Origin of the sequence: Gordonia phosphorivorans (assembly GCF_042432625.1) — a bacterium.
GTDB lineage: Bacteria > Actinomycetota > Actinomycetes > Mycobacteriales > Mycobacteriaceae > Gordonia > Gordonia phosphorivorans.
In genome coordinates this window covers 28,718-46,632 of record NZ_JBHLWV010000006.1, presented here as the reverse complement: position 1 = coordinate 46,632, position 17,915 = coordinate 28,718, and the positions used below count along the sequence as shown (strand labels likewise).

At 66.8% G+C, this 17,915-nt stretch carries 15 protein-coding genes and 1 pseudogene; 6 read left to right on the top strand and 10 right to left on the bottom strand.

Features of this window, described 5'->3' with window-relative positions:
* Nucleotides 1-30: 30 nt before the first annotated feature.
* A complete protein-coding gene (locus ACFFJD_RS01770; protein ID WP_382360024.1) occupies nt 31-4,260 on the top strand; it encodes a cutinase family protein in 4,230 nt (1,409 codons plus the stop codon).
* Nucleotides 4,261-4,462: 202 nt separating this feature from the next.
* Here the strand turns inward: ACFFJD_RS01770 and ACFFJD_RS01765 are convergent, their stop codons facing one another.
* Together ACFFJD_RS01765 and ACFFJD_RS01760 are read right to left on the bottom strand one after the other, a co-directional pair.
* Nucleotides 4,463-5,071: a hypothetical protein gene (locus tag ACFFJD_RS01765; protein WP_382360022.1), complete on the bottom strand. Its 609-nt coding sequence runs from the start codon at nt 5,069-5,071 to the stop codon at nt 4,463-4,465.
* A gap of 202 nt (nt 5,072-5,273) precedes the next feature.
* On the bottom strand, nt 5,274-5,885 hold the full coding sequence (locus ACFFJD_RS01760; RefSeq protein WP_382360019.1) for a hypothetical protein: 612 nt from the start codon (nt 5,883-5,885) through the stop codon (nt 5,274-5,276).
* Nucleotides 5,886-6,116: 231 nt separating this feature from the next.
* Between ACFFJD_RS01760 and ACFFJD_RS17620 the strand changes: the two are divergent.
* Nucleotides 6,117-6,713 (top strand): annotated as a pseudogene (locus ACFFJD_RS17620) (DUF6615 family protein); the annotation flags it as partial.
* 97 nt (nt 6,714-6,810) lie between these two features.
* Nucleotides 6,811-6,990 (top strand): hypothetical protein, encoded by a 180-nt coding sequence (locus ACFFJD_RS01755; RefSeq protein WP_382360016.1) that lies wholly within the window; start codon nt 6,811-6,813, stop codon nt 6,988-6,990.
* A gap of 255 nt (nt 6,991-7,245) precedes the next feature.
* Here ACFFJD_RS01755 and dnaG read toward each other — a convergent pair whose 3' ends face one another.
* The 3 genes from dnaG to ACFFJD_RS01740 all read right to left on the bottom strand — a co-directional run bounded on the left by dnaG (nt 7,246) and on the right by ACFFJD_RS01740 (nt 11,542).
* A complete protein-coding gene (gene dnaG, locus ACFFJD_RS01750; protein ID WP_382360013.1) occupies nt 7,246-8,988 on the bottom strand; it encodes a DNA primase in 1,743 nt (580 codons plus the stop codon).
* A gap of 55 nt (nt 8,989-9,043) precedes the next feature.
* Nucleotides 9,044-9,808, bottom strand: a complete 765-nt coding sequence (locus ACFFJD_RS01745; RefSeq protein WP_382360010.1) for an HAD family hydrolase — start codon at nt 9,806-9,808, stop codon at nt 9,044-9,046.
* Nucleotides 9,809-10,438: 630 nt separating this feature from the next.
* The gene (locus ACFFJD_RS01740) at nt 10,439-11,542 is read right to left on the bottom strand and encodes a hypothetical protein (protein ID WP_382360007.1); all 1,104 of its coding nucleotides are present in this window, start codon (nt 11,540-11,542) and stop codon (nt 10,439-10,441) included.
* Between the two features lie 330 nt (nt 11,543-11,872).
* Here ACFFJD_RS01740 and ACFFJD_RS01735 point away from each other — a divergent pair, with 330 nt between their 5' ends.
* Nucleotides 11,873-12,739 (top strand): hypothetical protein, encoded by an 867-nt coding sequence (locus ACFFJD_RS01735; protein WP_382360004.1) that lies wholly within the window; start codon nt 11,873-11,875, stop codon nt 12,737-12,739.
* Nucleotides 12,723-12,977 (top strand): Rmf/CrpP family protein, encoded by a 255-nt coding sequence (locus ACFFJD_RS01730; protein WP_382360001.1) that lies wholly within the window; start codon nt 12,723-12,725, stop codon nt 12,975-12,977. The genes ACFFJD_RS01735 and ACFFJD_RS01730 overlap by 17 nt, the downstream gene beginning before the upstream one ends.
* A gap of 39 nt (nt 12,978-13,016) precedes the next feature.
* Here the strand turns inward: ACFFJD_RS01730 and ACFFJD_RS01725 are convergent, their stop codons facing one another.
* From ACFFJD_RS01725 to ACFFJD_RS01710, 4 genes are all read right to left on the bottom strand, one after another.
* The gene (locus tag ACFFJD_RS01725; protein WP_382359998.1) at nt 13,017-13,721 is read right to left on the bottom strand and encodes an HNH endonuclease family protein; all 705 of its coding nucleotides are present in this window, start codon (nt 13,719-13,721) and stop codon (nt 13,017-13,019) included.
* An 82-nt stretch (nt 13,722-13,803) separates the two neighbouring features.
* The gene (locus ACFFJD_RS01720) at nt 13,804-14,754 is read right to left on the bottom strand and encodes a hypothetical protein (RefSeq protein WP_382359995.1); all 951 of its coding nucleotides are present in this window, start codon (nt 14,752-14,754) and stop codon (nt 13,804-13,806) included.
* Nucleotides 14,751-15,317: a hypothetical protein gene (locus tag ACFFJD_RS01715; protein ID WP_382359992.1), complete on the bottom strand. Its 567-nt coding sequence runs from the start codon at nt 15,315-15,317 to the stop codon at nt 14,751-14,753. Before ACFFJD_RS01715 ends, ACFFJD_RS01720 begins: the two co-directional genes overlap by 4 nt.
* Before the next feature lie 19 nt (nt 15,318-15,336).
* Nucleotides 15,337-15,729: a hypothetical protein gene (locus ACFFJD_RS01710; RefSeq protein WP_382359989.1), complete on the bottom strand. Its 393-nt coding sequence runs from the start codon at nt 15,727-15,729 to the stop codon at nt 15,337-15,339.
* Between the two features lie 67 nt (nt 15,730-15,796).
* Between ACFFJD_RS01710 and ACFFJD_RS01705 the strand changes: the two genes are divergently transcribed.
* Complete coding sequence (locus tag ACFFJD_RS01705) at nt 15,797-16,279, top strand: hypothetical protein (RefSeq protein WP_382359986.1); 483 nt, start codon at nt 15,797-15,799, stop codon at nt 16,277-16,279.
* On the opposite strand, the gene ACFFJD_RS01700 is transcribed toward ACFFJD_RS01705, so the two are convergent.
* Nucleotides 16,276-17,889 carry a hypothetical protein gene (locus tag ACFFJD_RS01700; protein ID WP_382359984.1) on the bottom strand — a complete coding sequence of 538 codons (1,614 nt, stop codon included), beginning with the start codon at nt 17,887-17,889 and terminating at the stop codon, nt 16,276-16,278. The genes ACFFJD_RS01705 and ACFFJD_RS01700 overlap by 4 nt on opposite strands.
* Between the last annotated feature and the right edge of the window lie 26 nt (nt 17,890-17,915).

Sequence of the window (17,915 nt, the reverse complement as noted above, 5' to 3'; positions counted from 1 at the left end):
GCCGCGACACTGCCCGGGCTGCCCTCCCTGATGGAACTGCCCGGCGCTGGACAGCTCACCGGCGGCAAAGACTTCAAGCTCGGCGCTGACGGCCGCACCAACCTCAACCTGCCTGCCGTCCCGACCGGCGGTGTGCGCAAACAGTTCGCGAACGCCCCGGCCGTGGAGCAGTCCACCCGTCCCGCGTGCGCCCCGTTCGTGTTCATCGGGGTGCCCGGCACCTTCGAGATCAACCGCGACGATCCGACGAACAAACCGATCGGCATGCTCTCCAAGATCACCGATCCCCTGTCCAAGCAGTTGGGCAACAAGTTCGTGGCCACCATGGTCAACTACGACGCCGACGCCGGCGTCAACGGCACCAGCTACAAGACCTCCGTCGACCGCGGCCTCAAGAAGACGTTGGCGACCGTCACCGACGTCGCCACACGCTGCCAGAAGGCCAGCATCATCATCGGCGGCTACTCGCAGGGCGCCGCCATCGCCGGTAGCGCAGCGACAGCGATCGGCCAGAAACGCACCCCCGTCAACCCTGCCCGCATCGGCGGTGTCGTCTTGGTTTCAGACCCGCAGCGCACCCCGAACTCCAACGTCATCGCCGACACCACCCAGAACCGCCCCGACATGCCAGCGTTTCTGGCTAACGTCGTCGGCCAGCTCGCCAACGATCCGTCGTTCGCGCAGCTGCAGATGGATGTCACCAACGGCGTCGGGAACCTGCTCAGTGGCGGCGTCCCCGGTCTCAACGAGCTGACGAAGAAGCTCGCCGGCGGTGACCGCACGACCGGGCTGGCCGGCCAACCGCAGCCCACGCAGGCACCAGCGACGACGACGTCGGAACCGGCCCCGTTCACCACCGATGATCCCAGCGTCGAACCGGATGCGCCGACAACCTCGATCGCCCCAGGCCCGACGAGCCCCGGACTGGCCGGCAGCTACGACGGTTCCCGCGGCGCCGTGATCGTGCCGGTTGACGGCCCACAGTCCGGACTGGTGTCGGCGTTCGATGATCTGCAGAACGTGAAGCCCACCGACAACGACAAGCCTGCACCCCCCGAGGGTGCGACCAGTATCGGCAACAAGGACACCCAGGAATGGGTGCAGCTGTCGGAACTGAAAACGATCGGCGACTTCACCGACAAGACCAAGGGCGGCTGGGTGTACGGTCGCACCCCCGCGCAGAAGGAGGACCGCCGCAAGGTCGTCGACGACCTGTTCCTCAACGGATGGGATAAGTGCAAGGACAAGACGTTGGCATGGTGCCGCGGCAACTACGTGTACGGCCTCCCGAACAACGAGAAGGCGACCGGTCTGTTCACCGCGTCCGCTGAGCTGACGAGCACCCGTGACGCCTTGGTCAAGAACAAGTCGTACGTGCGACCGGCCGACAATTTGATCGACAGCTGCTTGGAGAATCAGCAGTCAGCGTGCGCCTCGAAGGTCAAGACTATGGCGAACCGGACTCAGGAGTACGAGGGGCGGGATGTGGACACGCTGCCCGGCCGCCGGATCGACAACAACACCAACAAGGCCGAATCCAAGATCGCGCCTATCCTCGCGGCGGTCACCGGGTACAAGGACGACTCCGGTACGAGTCAACCGATTACGACGCTGTTCGATCAGATGAAGGATCGAATCATCGACGGTTCAGACCCCAGCTTCTGCGCCCCAGACGACGGCCTGATCGAGAAGATGAAGGAATCGGCTCCTGACGGGAAACTCGAACCAGGCGGGGAAACGCTCGCCAAGGCCTGGGACCGCGGCACTGGCGCCGGCAAGGGAAACAATCACGTAGACCTCAAGCAGGACGACGCCGGGCTGGCTAAGCAGATCAAGGGTTTCTACCCCGACGCCGACGCCCAAAAATGTGCCGCCTGGGCTGTAGCAACCTACAAGGCATTCCAGAGCTACTACGACACCGGTCGCCTCGAGTACCGCGAAGGCTATACCGCACCCAACGATCCGCTGAACAACGACGATAAAGCCAAGCGGCAGAAGTTGGTCGGCGAACTCTACTGGTACGGCGGCTGCGGCACCCCCGTTAACGGCGCTACCGAGACTGTCGCCCCGAACGGCGAGTGGTCACCGGAAGGGTGCCTGGCCTTCCATACTCCCGATGGATCTGGTGCAGGAAGGAAGAGTGAACAGCTCACTCACATGCAGCTGCAGCAGCTCGTGAAGGACTCCAAGGGCGCTTACGCCGCAGCGAAACCGGACTGGGACGCGAACATTCTGGTCACTGCCGCAGACAGCAAGCAGAAGCTCGCCCTGGATCCGGCACTGCGCACCTACGGTTGCAAGGACCTGTCGGCGCGGACGTGTTCGATCATCATGACCAGGATCAGCGGCCCGGACAGCGATCAACCGCCGGCCGGGGTCACCAAGATGATCAAACCGATCTATCCGACGGCCAGTGCGACACTGCCTGGCCAGCCGCCGACGGCTCTCGACTGGGGCGCCCCGAGTCCTGCCGAGCCTGTCGATCCGAAGGGCAAGGCCGCTGATCTCCGCAAGGACGGCCATCTGTGGGCTACCGCAGAGGTCGTCGCCGCGGTGAAGAAGCTCGACGATGTCCGCATCGCGTCGATCGGACGGAAGGTCAGTCCGACCAAGCCCGATGGTGTCGCCACCATGATCAACACCACCACGGGCGCAGAGACCAAGCCGAAGGACGAGAAGACCGCGACGGCCATGCTGGGCCAAGGCTGGGTGTGGGGCCGCACTGGCGATGAGAACCGCAAGCGCATGGAGATTGTCACCGGCCTGTACAACTACGGCGAGGAGTCCTGCAAGGGCACATACGTCGAATGCCGGGACCAGTACACGCGGGCCGGGAGGCCGAAGTACGCACTGTCCAATGAGGCGCTGACGGCACTGCTGTCCCCGGTCAAGGACAACGTCGAGCAGGGTCGGATCACGCTCGACTACAAGATCGAGGATCTGCCGAACGCGCAGAAGGATGTCGACGCCAAGTGCGGGGACAAGACCGCTGTGGAGTGCGCCGGAGGCCAGAAGCCGAAGGCAGACGATGAGCCTGCCGACGACGACGCGCCCGCCGCAGCCGGCGAGGACGACGACGCTCCCGCAGACGACGACTCCGACGCACCTGCCGACGATGACGCACCCGCGGACAGCGGATCAGACGACGATTCCTCGGCCCCGGCCGACGATGACTCGGGTACCCCGGCCGACGACGACACGCCCGCTGACGATGACTCGGGGACGCCCGCCGACGATGGCGCACCGGCTGACAGTGGGTCCGACGATGATTCGGCCGGCACCGACGACTCGGGCACCTCGCCTGGCGCGGCGGGTGCAACCACGTCTGCCCCGGCCTTGGCGGGCGGCGACGAGGACGATTCGCCCACCACCGATTCCGACGCGGACGGCGGCCTCGCGAACGATCTGACGAACCTGCTCACCAGCAACGGGGGCACAACGCAGACCGTGGGCGACACGGGCAGTTCCGGTGAGAAGGCGAATGTCTCGCCGATCACTCAGAAGGCTGTCGCTGGCGGCGGGCTGGAAGGTAAGCGGGACGCCGATTTCGGTGCGCTCAAGGGTCGCGTGGTGTCGCTGTGCGTTCCCGGCGACATTGTCTGCTCCCTGCCGGAGAACTCGGAGCTGGCCCAGGACTTGGTGAAGTTCGCCAAGAACCTGTCGCTGAACTTCCCGGACATGGCATCGGAGGAAGGCGCCACCCGCATGGGCGGTCTCCTGGCTCTGCAGGGGTTGAACAGCATCTCCGACATCACCGGGATGCCGAAGTCCAAGCTCAGCGCCGACACGCTGCAGGCCTTGATCAACCTCGCTGCCGGTGCGGGCATGCTCGCCGCGCAGCAGCCTGGTGGCGCTGCTCTGGTCGCAGACGGTGTCGCGAAGCTCCCCGACGCTATGCCGGAGATCTTCTCCCAGATCGCTGATGTTCCTGAGCTGCTGCGGTCGCTGTCGACGGCACCGCAGACGACGATGGACAACACCGGACTGGGGAAGCTCCTCGGCCGGGTGACCGCCGCTTTCGAGGGTGCCGGGATGACCAGCCCGCTCGATGTCCAGAAGTACCCGGACGCGGCGAACGCCATGATGCAGGGTCTGATCGAGGACAACACCGGTCTGATCGAGATGGTGACGAACCCGCAGTATTGGAAGGCCAACGCGCACGTCCTGTACCCGTCACTCAAGATCTCGGGGAACACCGGCTCGTTGAACTGGGTCGCTGAATGGTTCAGCGTCCTCGCCCGCGCGGCAGGCCTGCGCTAGCAGCTCTTCTCACACGGATAGTGGCGGCCACCCGACCGGGTGGCCGCCACTTTCGCATCACGCTGCAGGCACCGTCATCGGACAGGCTCCCAACTACTCCCCTACCCGGGTCGGCACCACCTGACCCTCGGCTCGTACCGCATCAGGCCCGGCAACGCAGAAGGCGCGCCACCCTGTGGATGGCGCGCCTTCGCAGTTTCGTCTAGGAGGGATTGCTGGGGTCGTCGTCCCATTCCCACGCCGACCGCTGGTCAGCGACCGGCACATCGGAGCTGAACGTCTGCTCCTGCCAGTAGGTGGTCAGATCCTTGAGCGGGAGACCACCGGTCCCGAGGTAGCGCACCACGAGGGCATCGATGTCGGCCTGGTCGGCGAAGTTCGCCTTGATGTTGCGGGCCATGACCGTGGAGACATCGGTGATCTGTTCCTGCGTCGCATCGGGCTCCATGCACAGCCAGATCGTCACGATCCTTGTTTCATCGTCCACGAAGTCGACGACACCGCCGGGAGACCCCTTGTAGGGCAACCCCTTCTCTCCGCCGCTCAACGCAGCGCCGAGTTCGTACTCCACGTCGGTCGGATCCTCGTTGAGGTATCCGCACTCGACGACACCCATCCCGTACGGCAGGCCGTCGCCTTCCTCCGCTTCGGTGCTGGAGCTGCCGCCGAACACGCCCGCCCCCCACAGGGCCAGCACGACAACGACCGCCAGGACAGCTATGCCGGCGACGCCGGCGAATATCCGGCCGCGCGCGTCGAGTTCGCCGGGTCGCGGGATCCGGTCGGTGAGGTCACGGATCTTGTCGAGCATGAGGTGGTGTCCTTATCTCCCTGGCGGCAGTGTGCGGGCTATTGTGCCAGCCGGTTCTTCCGTTCCCGCCGACACGTCGGCGCTGCAGGTGTACAGGGACTCCGAGAACCCGTGCGGGATGCCGAACCGCCCCCTGTCTCCCGTCGTTGTGGGAGGCAGGGGGCGGTTCTCGTGCAAGAGGTGCCTGCGGTCGGCGGGCGGGTCAGGCCAGGGCCTTGTCGGCGACGAGGTCCTTGAGGGCGGCGAGCGCGGTGTCGCGGACCGCGGTGTCGGCGGTGGGCTTGAGCGAGGCGATCAGGGTGACGATGGCGGCGGCGTCGGTGCTGTCGGCGCTGGCGGCGTCGAGGTCGACGATGACGGCGTCCTGGTCGCTGACCATGACCTGCCCGTCGCGGATGACGACGAGGGTGCAGTCGTCCTTGGTGGCGGCAGGCTTGCGGGTGCGGCGGGTGGTGCCGGTCGTGGCTCGTTTCGGCTTGGCCGGCGGCGCCGCGTTGGCTTCGGCGGCCGCTTCCGGCCCCGCGGCCTGCTGCTCGGGCTCCGGCGTGACGGGCTCGGCCTCCGGGGCGCGCCGCGTTGACTCGGCCGTCGGCTCGTCTGCCGACACGTCCGGCAGCTGCTGCGCGACCGGCTTGTCGGCGGGCACGCTGTCGGTGGGCGGGGCCGGCCGATCCTGCTGCGGGTCGGGTGCCTGGTCGTCGGCGACGGCCAGTTCGATCTGATCGGGGTCCGTGTCGTCCGGGGCCGGTTGGGCGGGAGCGACGGGAACAACGGATGCGCGGCCACCGAATCGGTTCGTTGCCGGGTACGTCATGGTTTCCTCCTGGCGGTAGTTGCTGCGACGTACCGCCGACGCTAAAGAGCCACACGATTACTGTGCGGCACGATCAGTCGTCGACCGCCTACCCACCTTTCCTCGGGTCGATTTTGATTGGACGGGATAGGCGGATACCGCCGGGCAGCTTCCATTCTCGGCTTGTCGGCGGACATGCGACTCTGCGGACAGTGACGCCAGTATCGACCGTCGGTACTGCATACTCGGTGCATGCCGTATTCACAGATGCGCAAATTCCTGGACACGTACTCAGAGGAGATCTGGCGCGATGTCACGTCTGCCCGCGCAACGAGGCTGGTCCCGTTCGGTGAGGTCGGGGTAACCGATCGCCTTCACTTGAGAACCATCCAGGGGGCGCTCGCTTCGACGCGGGGCGGGCACGGCGGAGTTTTTTCCGGTGTCACCTACGACGCGACCAAAGAGACCGTCACCGGTGCAGATTGGGAGTGGGTTGTGCAACTTCCTAACATTCCCGGCCAACCCAGATACCTTTTCTACCGCATTCAAGCTAAGATCCTCGATCGAATCGCTAAACCATCCAATACGCCGGCACTGCGGTTCAGTCACCTAAATCAAGATCACGGGAGGCAGATGCCTCGATTGATCAGGGAGGCCACGAATGTTGGCGCCCATCCGTTCTACTGTTTCTATATCGGTGACCCCTGGCCCACAACAGTTCCTATCGCGTTGCCTCCATGGCCGGCATCGTGGGGCTCCCCGACATCGCGCACGCAATTCGGGGCCACTGTCGTTCCCGCGAGGCGCGTCCAGCAGATCTTCAACAGCGCCCGGCCCAAAAACGAGGCCACCCAGTACCTGTCCTTGTCGGCCAGTCCCGGTTACAGCGCCGCGGATCTTCGCTTCGGCATAGGCCGCCGACTCTCCGACCTGTTCCCCGGCGGCGGTGTCGGACCCGGCGTTGGTGGTGCACCCGGTGGTGGTGCACCCGGCGGCGGTGGTGGTGGTGCACCCGGCGGCGGCGGTGGTGGCGCACCCGGCGGCGGCGGTGGTGGCGCACCCGGCGGTGGTGGCGCACCCGGCGACGGTGACGCACCCGGCGACGGTGACGCACCGAACGCCCTAGTGGGCCCGATGACCGAGGTGGGAGATCTCGCTGAGATGGCTACTGACTTGATGCGTCCAGAGCAGGCCCCGTATCTGCGAGAGATCGAGCAAGTGCGCGCGTACGCGACACCGACCGTACCCTGGCTCCGCCGTGAATCCGACGGCCCACGTGACGAGCGGCCCAATATCACCGTCTATACGTTGCTCGAAACGTAACCGACTGCTGTGGGTCCGCGACAGGGGCGGCGTGCCCCAAGTGCATCGCAGTAGGCCGTTAGTTCTCCCGCAGTGCCCGCAGTTGCCGGTAGGCGGTCATGTACTCGGCGTTGCGGGCCGGGTCGGTGCGGGCGTCGTCGATGATGGCCGCCAACTGCAGGCGTCGCGCCCGCACCACCAGCTCGGCGACGGCGGCCGGGTTGGGGGTGGCGAACGCGATCGCCCACAGCCGGGGGTGCTGGTCGGCGGGGACGACGTCAGCCATGAAGTCGGCCCAGATGCCCGCGTCCTCCCCGGTGCGGGGCCGACCGTCCGGGTAGCCCGACCATGAGATCTCCACCATGCTGGCGGCGTCGGCGTCGAGTAGGTCGGTCAACGTGGTGCCGCCGACAGCGGCCAGTGCGGGCTCGTAGGTGGTGGGGTCCTCGATGAGGGTGGCGGCCACGATGTTCGGGTCATCGTCGAGTGCGGCGGCGGCGACGGTCACCACCGGCGGTGTGGTCGCGGCGCGGTCCTGCCCGCCCAGTTCGGCGACGGTCACGTTCAGCCGGTGGGCGGCGTATTCGAGGTAGCGGCCCCGCAGGATCGGGGACTGCACCTGCCGGAGACGGTCACGTACATGGTGGGCGGCCAACGCGACCTGTTCGGGGGTGGGTGTCGGGCCCAGGTCGGTGTCGGCGTCGACGAGGATCTGCAGCACCGACACCGGGCTGGCGGCGATCTTGGTCAAGGCTGTGTCGCCGCCGTAGCGGCGCACATCGCAGGCGTCAGCTTTCTGCCCGTACGCCCGATAGTCCAGGGCGGTGATCTGGGTGGTGAACTCTTGGCAGGCCAGGAACAGTGCCCACGCCCCGGCCCGGCCGGCGGCGTCGTTGTCGAAGCCGGCCACGATCTGGCCTTGGTCGCCGACTCTCCCGGCCAGCAGTGCCGCATGTTCGGCGGTGACGGCGGTTCCGCAGGTGGCGACGGTGTTGGGATGTCCGGCTGCCGCCAACGCCATCACGTCGGTGTAGCCCTCGACCACGATGACGGCGCGGCGGGCGAGGACGTCTTTGCGGGCCCGCCACAGCCCGAACAGGGTGTTGCGTTTGTGGTAGATCGGCGAGTCTTCGGAGTTGATGAACTTGCCTCGCGCGTTCTCGTCCAAGGCGCGGCCGGCGAACCCGACCAGGCGGCCGCCCTTGTCGTGGAGCGGCCAGATCAGTCGTCCGCCGAACACGTCGTACGGGGTGCCCCGCTGTGACTGCTTGACCAGTCCGGCGTCGCTGAGCAGGGCCCGGTCGTAGCCGCGTTCGGTGAGGGCTGCCAGCAGCTGGTTGCCGGGCGGGTTGTAGCCCAGTTCCCAGGCGTCGCGGTGCTCCAGGTCGAAGCACCGGTCGGTGAGGTAGGTGCGGGCCGGTTCGGCGGACGGATGGATGAGCCACTGCTGGAACAGGGAGTGCGCTTCGGTGAGGACCTCACGCACGGCCCGCATGCGGTCCCGGTCGGGTTCGTCGGCGGCGGTTTGAGCTGGGATGGGCAGGCCTGCTTTGGCGGCGAGCTGTTCGATCGCTTCCCGAAACTCCAGGCCCTCGACTTGGCGGAGGAAGTCGATGACGTCGCCGGATTCCCCGCACCCGTAGCAGCGGTATCGCTGATAGTCGCCGCGCACCTTGAACGACCCGGTGCGTTCGGAGTGGAACGGGCAAAGGCCGACGTGCCGGTCGGCGCCCTCCGGTTTGAGGTCCACGTAGTCGCCGATGACGTCCACGATGGGCAGCCGGTCGCGGAGTTCGGCGACGAACTGATCGGGGATCTTCACACCAGCACCCTACGAGCGGGGCCTTTCAGGCTGCGGCCGAGAAGTCAGCCGCCGTTCAGCGGCCGCGGCGACGGCGGTCGGCTTCGGCGCGGCCGGCGGCCTGACGGCGACGCTGCGCCTCCCGTGCCACCTTCATGCGCGCCTGCTCCTCGACCCACCACTTGGCTCGCTTCTGCTGGAACGCGTTGTCCCGTAGATCCCATGTCGGGCGGTGGGCGGACAGGTTTTCGGCCAGCTTGTCGGCCGACGGTGTCACGCGGTTCATTAGCGTGACCATCATCGGTTCGTCCTTGTTGCGCATCAGGGTGCGTTGCAGGTGCATGGGGTGCCAGGCGGGGCAACCATTCCAGCGCAGGGCACTGAGGGCTGAGTTCTCGTCGTCGACCCAGGCTGCGATGGGGTTGACGTCGCCGTACTTGTCGAGCCACCAGTACCACTGGCGCAGCTTCACTTCCACCGCCGGCCGGGTTCCGTCCTTGATTCGGTGGCGGGTCATGATCGGGCCGAGTGGCAGTCGATTCTGCTGCAGCCACTGCCAGGTGGCGGCAGCGGCCGTGTCCGGGCGGGTTGTCGACCACACGATCTGCAGGCCTGCGTCGATGGCGTCGTCGACGAGCCGGGCGCCGCGCGCTATCGGTGCGGCATGACCGTAGTGCTTCTGAAACTCGGCCCATCCCGCGAGGCTGAACTTGTCTCCGAGGAGGTGCTCCCATTTCTTCATCGTCGCCACAACACCGTCGATGTCGAAGACCATGACGGGGCCGGGGTTGGGGAGAGGATCTCGCCACGGCATTAGCCGCGGCTGGCGCCGTGCGCTCACCAATGTCTCCCTCGTCGCCGCATTCTCAGATGGCCGACCCCCGCAGGGGATAAGCCTAATGCGGTCACCACGATAGGCGGTCGGGTTGGGCGGGTAGGCATCGGCTCGCCGAAAGGTCCGGTCCCCTGAGCTCAGCGCGCGTGGTGTGGTCAGTCACCCGCCCATGCGTGAGCCGGCCTGGGGGTCGCCGCCGTAGCGGGCAAGGTGCCAGCAGGCGTGCGCGCGTTGCTGACGCAGTTGTGTCGCAAGATATGAGCGTGGGCCGGTGTCGCTGAGAGCCGCGTCGATTGCAGCCAGTTCTGTGATCAGCCCGGTGCGTCGTTGTGAGTAGTCGGTGGAGCACCGCTTGGAGCAGAACAGCGGTCTGCGTCCTCGTGTTTTTCTGGGGTACGAGCATTCATTGATGCAGTCCGGGTGCAGGCAGGCTGCCGTCGTTGGGTAGTCGGCTCGATGGGCGAGCAGTGCTTCTACACCAGCGATCGTTCCAGGTGATCGCAGACTCATAGTGTTTGATCTACCCGATGGCGCAGACAGTCCACCAGGGAATCAGAATCACTCGCGTACGGGACGACGGTTCGGTGAGTTCGTTCGTATGCGCCGTCGACCGCGCAGCAGCGGGCCGGTGACGCGCTAGTCCAGCTTCTGCAGACGCCGATCGGGGCGGGTGGCGGCGACTGTGCTGAATCCTCGGAACCCGGCGTGACTGTAGGTGGCCGTCAGGTAGGTCAGGGTCGGGTTGGGGTCGAAGTAGCGGAGGGTGACGGTGTCACCGGCTGGTGCCAGCAGTGTGGTCCACCCCGGCCAGCTCAGGTCCAACTCGAAGCGGTCTGAAGTGGCCGCCGGCAGCGCCAACTCGACGGTGACGCCGAGCAGTTTGGAGTACACCCGCAGCACCTGGCTGGCCGGTTCGCCGTCGAGACGTAGATGCACCGCTGGGTAGGTTGGGCCGGTCATGGCGGCACGGTTGGCGGGCTGTTCACGCCACTGTGCCAGCGAGTTGACGATCAGGTCATGCGGCCGGGTAGGTAGGACCGGTTTCTGTGGCCACGGCCGCTGGGGTGTGTCCGGGATGGTCCAGGTGGCGACCTGGCTGGGGCTGACCACGCTCAGGTGCAGCTGATTGCGGTGACGCCACACCGCGAGGTCGATGTTGGCACGTTCTTCGGCGGTCACGATCTTGGCCAGCGCGGCGGCGATCTGAGGTGGCAAGGTCACCGTCTCGGCGACCTTGGCGGCGGCCACTGCGGGGTCGTCGGCGGTGGAGGCCAGTGCAGTGAACACCGGCGAGTACGCGGCAACCACACAGTCGGTGGTGGTGACGCCCAGTTGCACTGCGGACGCGTCCGGCGCTGAGGAGAACGCGGCCAGTTGGTGCGCGAAACCGTCGGCCGGTACCGGCGTGGTGCGGGTCGGTGTTTTCGCTGCCGCCGCCTGCCGGGCCGGTGTCAGCATGAGTTCGCCGCCGGTGGACCAGCCGTCGGCGGGGTGCAGCCGCAGCTTCCCGCGTAGGTGTCGGGTGCTGAGGGCGGCTGCCGCGTCCGGGGCTGGGCTGTCCCACTTGGCGGGGCGGGTGACGGTCAGTTTCGCGTCCGGTCCGGTGGCGGTCACCGTGATGGTGTCGGCGCGGGCGGTGATGACCACCGTGGCCGATTCCGACCAGGTGTCGATGGCGTCGGAGACGGACGCCCAGAACCGGCTCGGCAACTCCTGGAGGCGTGCACCTGCTGTGGACATCGAGGTTTCCTTCTCTCGTGTTCGACGGTCGGTATCAGCCTGGCAGTCCCGGGGATTGGACTGCGGCAGCGACGGGCCAGATCCGAGATCGGCTGGCAGGCGACGACCAGTGGTTAACATTCGATCATTCGAAGCCAGCTCTACTCCACGAGGTATCTCAACCCCATGTGTCGATCGAGAAAGTGCGGCGACAAGCACGATTTGCGTTGCCCTTCCCACCGAGACCCGGTGCGCCGGCTGTTGGCCTCCGCCGTGCAACGTATGGCCCGGTGGGAGCGCCGACTGGCGACCGCTGAGGCGGACGGGGATGCTGCTGGCACTGAGCGGGCCATGGACAACCTGGTGGCGGCGATTGAGGACATCAACACACGGTCAGCGACCGCGCCGCCGCCGGCTGATCCGGTCCGTCCTGAACCGTTGGATTCGTTCGCGCTGACGTCCATGGGCGACGACGAGCTGGAAGCGTTGTGGCAGGCGCGCACCAATGACCCGTTCGGGCAGGAATTGATCGAACGGGAATGGTCGCGGCGGGACATGCATGCCCGCACCGACGTGGACTCCGACGACTTCCCGTTCACCTCCTACAAGACTTTGGTCGATCGCCTCCACGAGCCCGAGGAACTGTCCGACGAGCTACTGAAGGACACCTGGCTTGATGCGCACGTGGACCCGCAACTGCGAGCGCTCGTTGAGACCGAAATGGATCGGCGCATGCTTGAACGCACCGAGTCCCCGATCGACGACCCGCAGCTGCAGGCACGCATCGAGGAGCGGATCGACTGGTCGTACGAGAACATGTCGCCCACCCAGTACCGGCGGTATCACGCCACCGTGGTGACTGATCCGCAGCTGCGTGCTGGAATGCCGAAGCGAATCCCTGGTCGGCCCACTGAGCGGGAACTCAAGCAGGACTACCACGAGTTCACTTTCGAACGGTATTTGGCGATTGAGGACCACACTCGCGGGCACATGCTCAATGCGCGGGGGCAAGCGTTGGGGGTGGACCCGTTCACGTTGCTGTCAGGGAACGCGAAGCGGGCGCAGGCCTACGGCAGTGAAGAGTTCCTCGGGTTCCTGGGCGCCCACGGCGGCCACATGCCCTTTGCACGGTTCAAGGCGCTGCGTCTGCGCGGCGTCGACTACGACGATTCCAAGATCGAGAGCTTCAACAATGCCACCCATGCCGTTCTTGTCTGATCGTGTCGCCGCCGCGAAGGTGGCAGTGAGCCGCGGTGGACATCCGGCTCCACTCGCGGACATCATTCGCGCCCAGTCCGAGGGCGCGGCCGCGGTCCATGCGGGGGTGACGTTGGGGCGCTGCCCTTACGTCGGTGACCGTTCTGAGCGGGGAAAGTTCTTGGCGTTGATGTGGATGCGCGGTTACTCGGCCGAGCAGGAGCGGCTCCGAACACTGCACGGCCACACCCCGCTGTAGGTGTGCCCCGCTGCCCTTCCCGGCGCCTGTGGCGGGCGGTCAGCAGCGGTTGAGGATGTTCGTCATGGCCGCTTTCTCGGCTTTGGTCACCCACAGTCGGTACCGCTTCTTCACTGCGATCTGCATCGAAACGTACTGGCACCTGAAGGTCTTGTTCGGGGGAATCCATGACGCCGTATCGGAGTCCTTCTTACGTCGGTTTTCTGAGGCCGACACCGCGAGCAAGTTGATCGGATCATTGGCGAGATTGGTGCGTTCACGGAGGGTCAACTGTTGCGCGCCCTTCTGCCATGCGTCACCAAGGGCGACGACGTGGTCCAGGTCGACCAGGGAACCGCGGCCACGCCGGTACTCGATGGTGTCGCCGGAGTACGGGTCATCGAGTGTGCCCGCAACCACGACGCACGTTCCCGGCCGCAGCTGCACATTCGACAGTTGGATGGCCAAGAGGTCGTCGCGCGTCGAGCACGAGTTGCCGCCGCCTTCGACGTCCACGTCGTCGGTCCAGGCCCGCCCGAACTGCGACCTCGAGTAGCCGGTCTTAGGGGCTCGGCCTTTCACCGCCAACGTCTCCAGGTCGGCCAACGCGTCGCGGGCGTCGACCGGGGTGAGCGGATCGTGCTGGGCCGCAGGTTTCGGGGTGACCGGTGACAAGTCGATGTCCAGGGCCGCGCAGCTGGTGCCGGTGAGCACGGTGGCCGTAGCGAGCACGAGGGCCAGAGCAGTACGTCGAGGCGAACGCATCAGTGTGGGTTCCTTCCGATAAAGAATGCGGTGGGCGGTCCCTGACGGTAAGTGCAGGTTCGCGGTGTCTGCGGCACGCCGGTCAGCTGGTGGCGCGGTGCACTGTCGTCACCGTCCGTGAGCGTCGGGAACGCGCACGCCGCCCGAACCTGTGTCCGGTCCCTGCCGGGACCTGGTGCTCGACCAGATCGAATAGGCCGGCAGCGAAGGCGTCGGCGGCCACTGCCGCCAACCGTGGAACCAGCAAGGTGTCCGGGTCCTGCAGTTCACCGAGATCCCACAGTGGTGTCCCCTTCTCGGCGAGTTCGACGGTGGCCGCGTGGAGGCGGCCACGGCTGACAGTCGCCGGGCCGTGGTCGGTGATCGGCTGCGACCATTCCCCGTTGTTGACCATGCCGGGCCAGCTGTCGGCGTGCTCGGCGACGATCCGGTCGACGTCGGAGACACCGCTACGGTCCAGGCCCACCTGAATCCAGTCGTTGACCCGTACCTGCCGGTCCCGACTGAACCAGGTCAGGCCGCGAAGTTCGGGGCCGTTGTCGCGGCACACCACCTCGCTGCCGGGCGCGGTGTGCTGCCGTAGCGGGATCGCCGAGAACAGCACTGTCCCGTTGGGGGTGGCCGCCGGCCACAGGCCGTCCGGTTCGGTGTAGTAGCTGGACGCGGTCAACGTGACCAGCACCGCCACGACGGTGGGGTCCTCGATGAGGTAGATCGGGGCGGCCGCCAGCTCGTCGGCGCGTACGGCGAGCAGCTGCGCGACCGCGGTCGCGGCGGGCGACAGCCCGTGCCGGACCGGGTCGGTGGTGACGGTTTCACCGTAGAAGTGGGCGATCCATTCCGGCACTGCCACCACCGAGTCGACCTGTTCCCGGCCGGTGGACATCCACCACGAGTAGGCCGACTGCTGTTCGGGGAGTTGCCGCATGACGGCGGCTTGATCGGACCGCAGCCAGGTGGCGGTGTCCGCGACGAGGGTTGCCGCTTCGGCGATGGCGCCGGAGGTGGAGGCGTGGGGGGTGGTCGTGGTCATGACGGGTCCTGTCCTGATCGGTGGTGCACGCCCTGGTGCAGGGCTCGTGCGCGGGCGCAGAGTTCACTGGTCAGCTCGGGCGGCACGATCACGAGGGCCCCGAATCTGCTTTGTCGGCGGATGGTCATGCCGCCGGTGCTGCGTGCAATGCAGTCCGCGGTGCGGGCGACAGCGACCAGCCCGGTGGCGGTGTCGGCGGCGGTGAGGGTGAGGGTGCCGGCGTAGACGTTGATGTCGACTGCGGTGTGGTCGGCGGCGTTGACGGTGACCTGGCACGGTTCGACGATGTCGATGAGGGTGCCGGCGGCGGAGGTGACGTGCAGTTCGACGGTGCCGTCCCCGACGATCAGGTACCGGTAGGTGCCGGCGGTGGCTCGCACGTCGATGTGGCCGGCATGGTCGGTGACCACCGGCAGGGTGCGGATCTGGGGGCGCCGTGAGCGACTGTAGGAGCTCACGGTGACGCGGTGGTGCATGCCGCGAAGGTTGTCGACTGTGCCCAGGGCTGCGCGCGCGGCGTCCAGGTCGGCCGGATCGGAGGAGCACAGTTGCAGGTCACGCACAGGTACAGGCCTTTCGCTGCTAGGTGGTCTGCACGGAGCAGGACGGACTACTGCCGCCGACCGAGACGTGCAGGCGACCGTTGATGTGAACGGCGCAGTCAGCGGTGGAGGTGGCCGACTGCTGCACTTCCAGCACGATCGGGGTACTGGGTCGGCTGAGGTACTCGTACCGCCAGCCGGTCAGCACGATGTCACGGGCAATGAGGGTTCCGCGGTCGCTGCTGAACCGGATGTTGCCGCGCCCGACACCGCTGACGTCGAGGCGAACGGTGATCAGGCGCGGCGGCGGCGGGTCGGTGGCCTTCGCCGACGGTGCGGCCGTAGGGGTGGCGCCGCCGGCGGGGGTGCATGCGCACACGGCGGCCACCACGACGGCAGCGACAGCGACAGCAGCGGGGCGACGAAGGTGCACGGCCTTCACTGTAGGAACGGCATCTTCCGAGCCCGAGACGGAAAGGGTCGGTGACCATACTGCCCGTATGACGACTTTCGACTATCCCACCCCGGAATGGGCTGCTGGCCGTGCGACCGCGGTCATCGACATCGAAACCATCGGCGCTGTCGGATCCACGTTGTCCAACGTGATCGCTTCGTTGATGGCGGCGCGCATGCAGTCGCTGCCCCCACGGTCAGCGGATGCCACCGAGGCGAGCCTGTGGGAGTTGATGTTCCTGCAGCAGTATCCGTTCGTGCACATGGTGCTGATGACTCAGGAGCAACGCGCCGAGGTCGCACTCGAGGGCGTCGAACCCTGGTACGTGGTGGCGCACTCGCAGTGGCTGCGTGAGGCCGCCGAAGTGTTCGAGAACACGATCTACCAGGTGGAGGTGCGCGGGTTGCCGTTCCCGGCCGGGTTCCAGACCCGTGACCGGTGGCTCAACCACCTCGACTACTTCGCGCAGAGCATCGTGCGGATGGCCGACTACATCGACAGCAACGTCGTCGACGAGGACGCCTCTTAGCTGCGGGCGGTCACGATCAGCTCTGCCAGCTGCCCGAGCAGGTCGGCACCGACCACACCTATCGGGGCGCGGTCGGGTAGATGGTTGGCCAAGGCGGCAGTGAACTGTGGGCCCGGCGCCAATCCGACGACCATCACCCCTTCGTCGTGCAGTCGGGCCAGTTCCTCACGAACCGGGTCGCCGTACAGTCCGCCGTCGGAGATCACCACGAGCAGTCGTGCCGAGCCGTGCGGTCTCGCCCACCGCCGGTAGTCCAGCAACGCCGGCAGCATGGCGATGGTGGTGCCCTCGGCGGTCGGGGTGAGGATGTGGCTCGGCGACGTTGCAGGCAAGATGTGCGCCCGTTCGGCGAACACCCACGACTGCGACCTGCCCGTGCCCGCGGTCAGTGCGTGGTGCAGAACCCAGGTGGCGTCGGCGATGGCTGGCATGAACGAGGTCATGGAGTGGGATCGGTCCACGATCATCCCCACGTCCACCGGCACGGTCGGAGTGATCAGGGTGCGGCGGCGCCGCCACGGCAGTGCGGTGACAGCCAACCCCAGTTCCTGTTGAGCGCTGGCGCGGACCAGTTCTGCCATGCGGAGAGCGCCGGGCGGGCTGGCTGCAGCGACCGTCGTGGTGACCGTGGCGTCATGGTGATGTCCGGCCACCCAAGACCCGATCTTGCGGACCGCCTGGTAGTCGGCGGCGGTGGCCTCACGCACGGTCGACTGGTTCTGGTCGAGGGCGGTCACGGTGTACCAGTCGGTGGCGGCGATGTTCGGGAGCGCAGCGCTCAGAAACTTCGGGTCGGCACCGATGTAGGCCGGCGGGAACTTCTGCACGACCTCGTCTGGGTGGTCACCGGTGACAGGTTCGGGGTCCGCGGCGGCGGCCTCATCCTGGTTGCTGCGGTCGTCGTTGTCCTCGGAGGTAGGTGCCGCATGCCCGGGTGCGGTGCGGGGCGCGGCGTCCTGATCGTAGGTGGCGGCAATCTGGGCCAGTTCCTGCGCACAGTCCTGCAGGGCGTCAAGGTCGTCGTCGGCCAGCGCGACGGCGCGTCCCACGATCTGCTGCACCCGCGATCGGTCGGCGTCTCTGAGCGCGGTCAGTGCCCGTTGGAGCGGTGCGCGCACGAGGGAGGTCGGGAACACTCCGGTGAGGGCGCGGCCGCCGAGCAGGATCAGCAGTTCCATGGCGGCGATCGGGTTCGCGGTCAGAGACTCCCCCAGCACGGTGGCCGCCGACGCGGCCAGCACGGTCCGCAGTTCCGGGTTGCGTTCGAGGACGCGGCGTTCCATGCGCGGTTCCTCCAGCAACGCCGCCCACGGTTCAACGGCGGCGGGCATGCGGCGGGGCCGGGTGTAGTCGGCGTGACCGGCTTCGTGTGCGAGCGCACCCAGCAGCGCCGGATATTGGGCGGGCGCGACTGACCCCTCGTACAGGTTGGCGGCCGGCCCGTCACCGACGAGCTGATTGACGTTGACACTGATCTGGGCGGTCCGACGATCGAACTGGGCGTACCCGTCCAAGTCGTTGTCCACACGCACGATGAGGTCGCCGCGGTCACTGTGGTGTGCGGCCAGCTCCGTCAACTGCGCAGCGAGCCCGAACACGTCGGTAGTCATGCCCGCTATCGTCTCCGATGCGCACC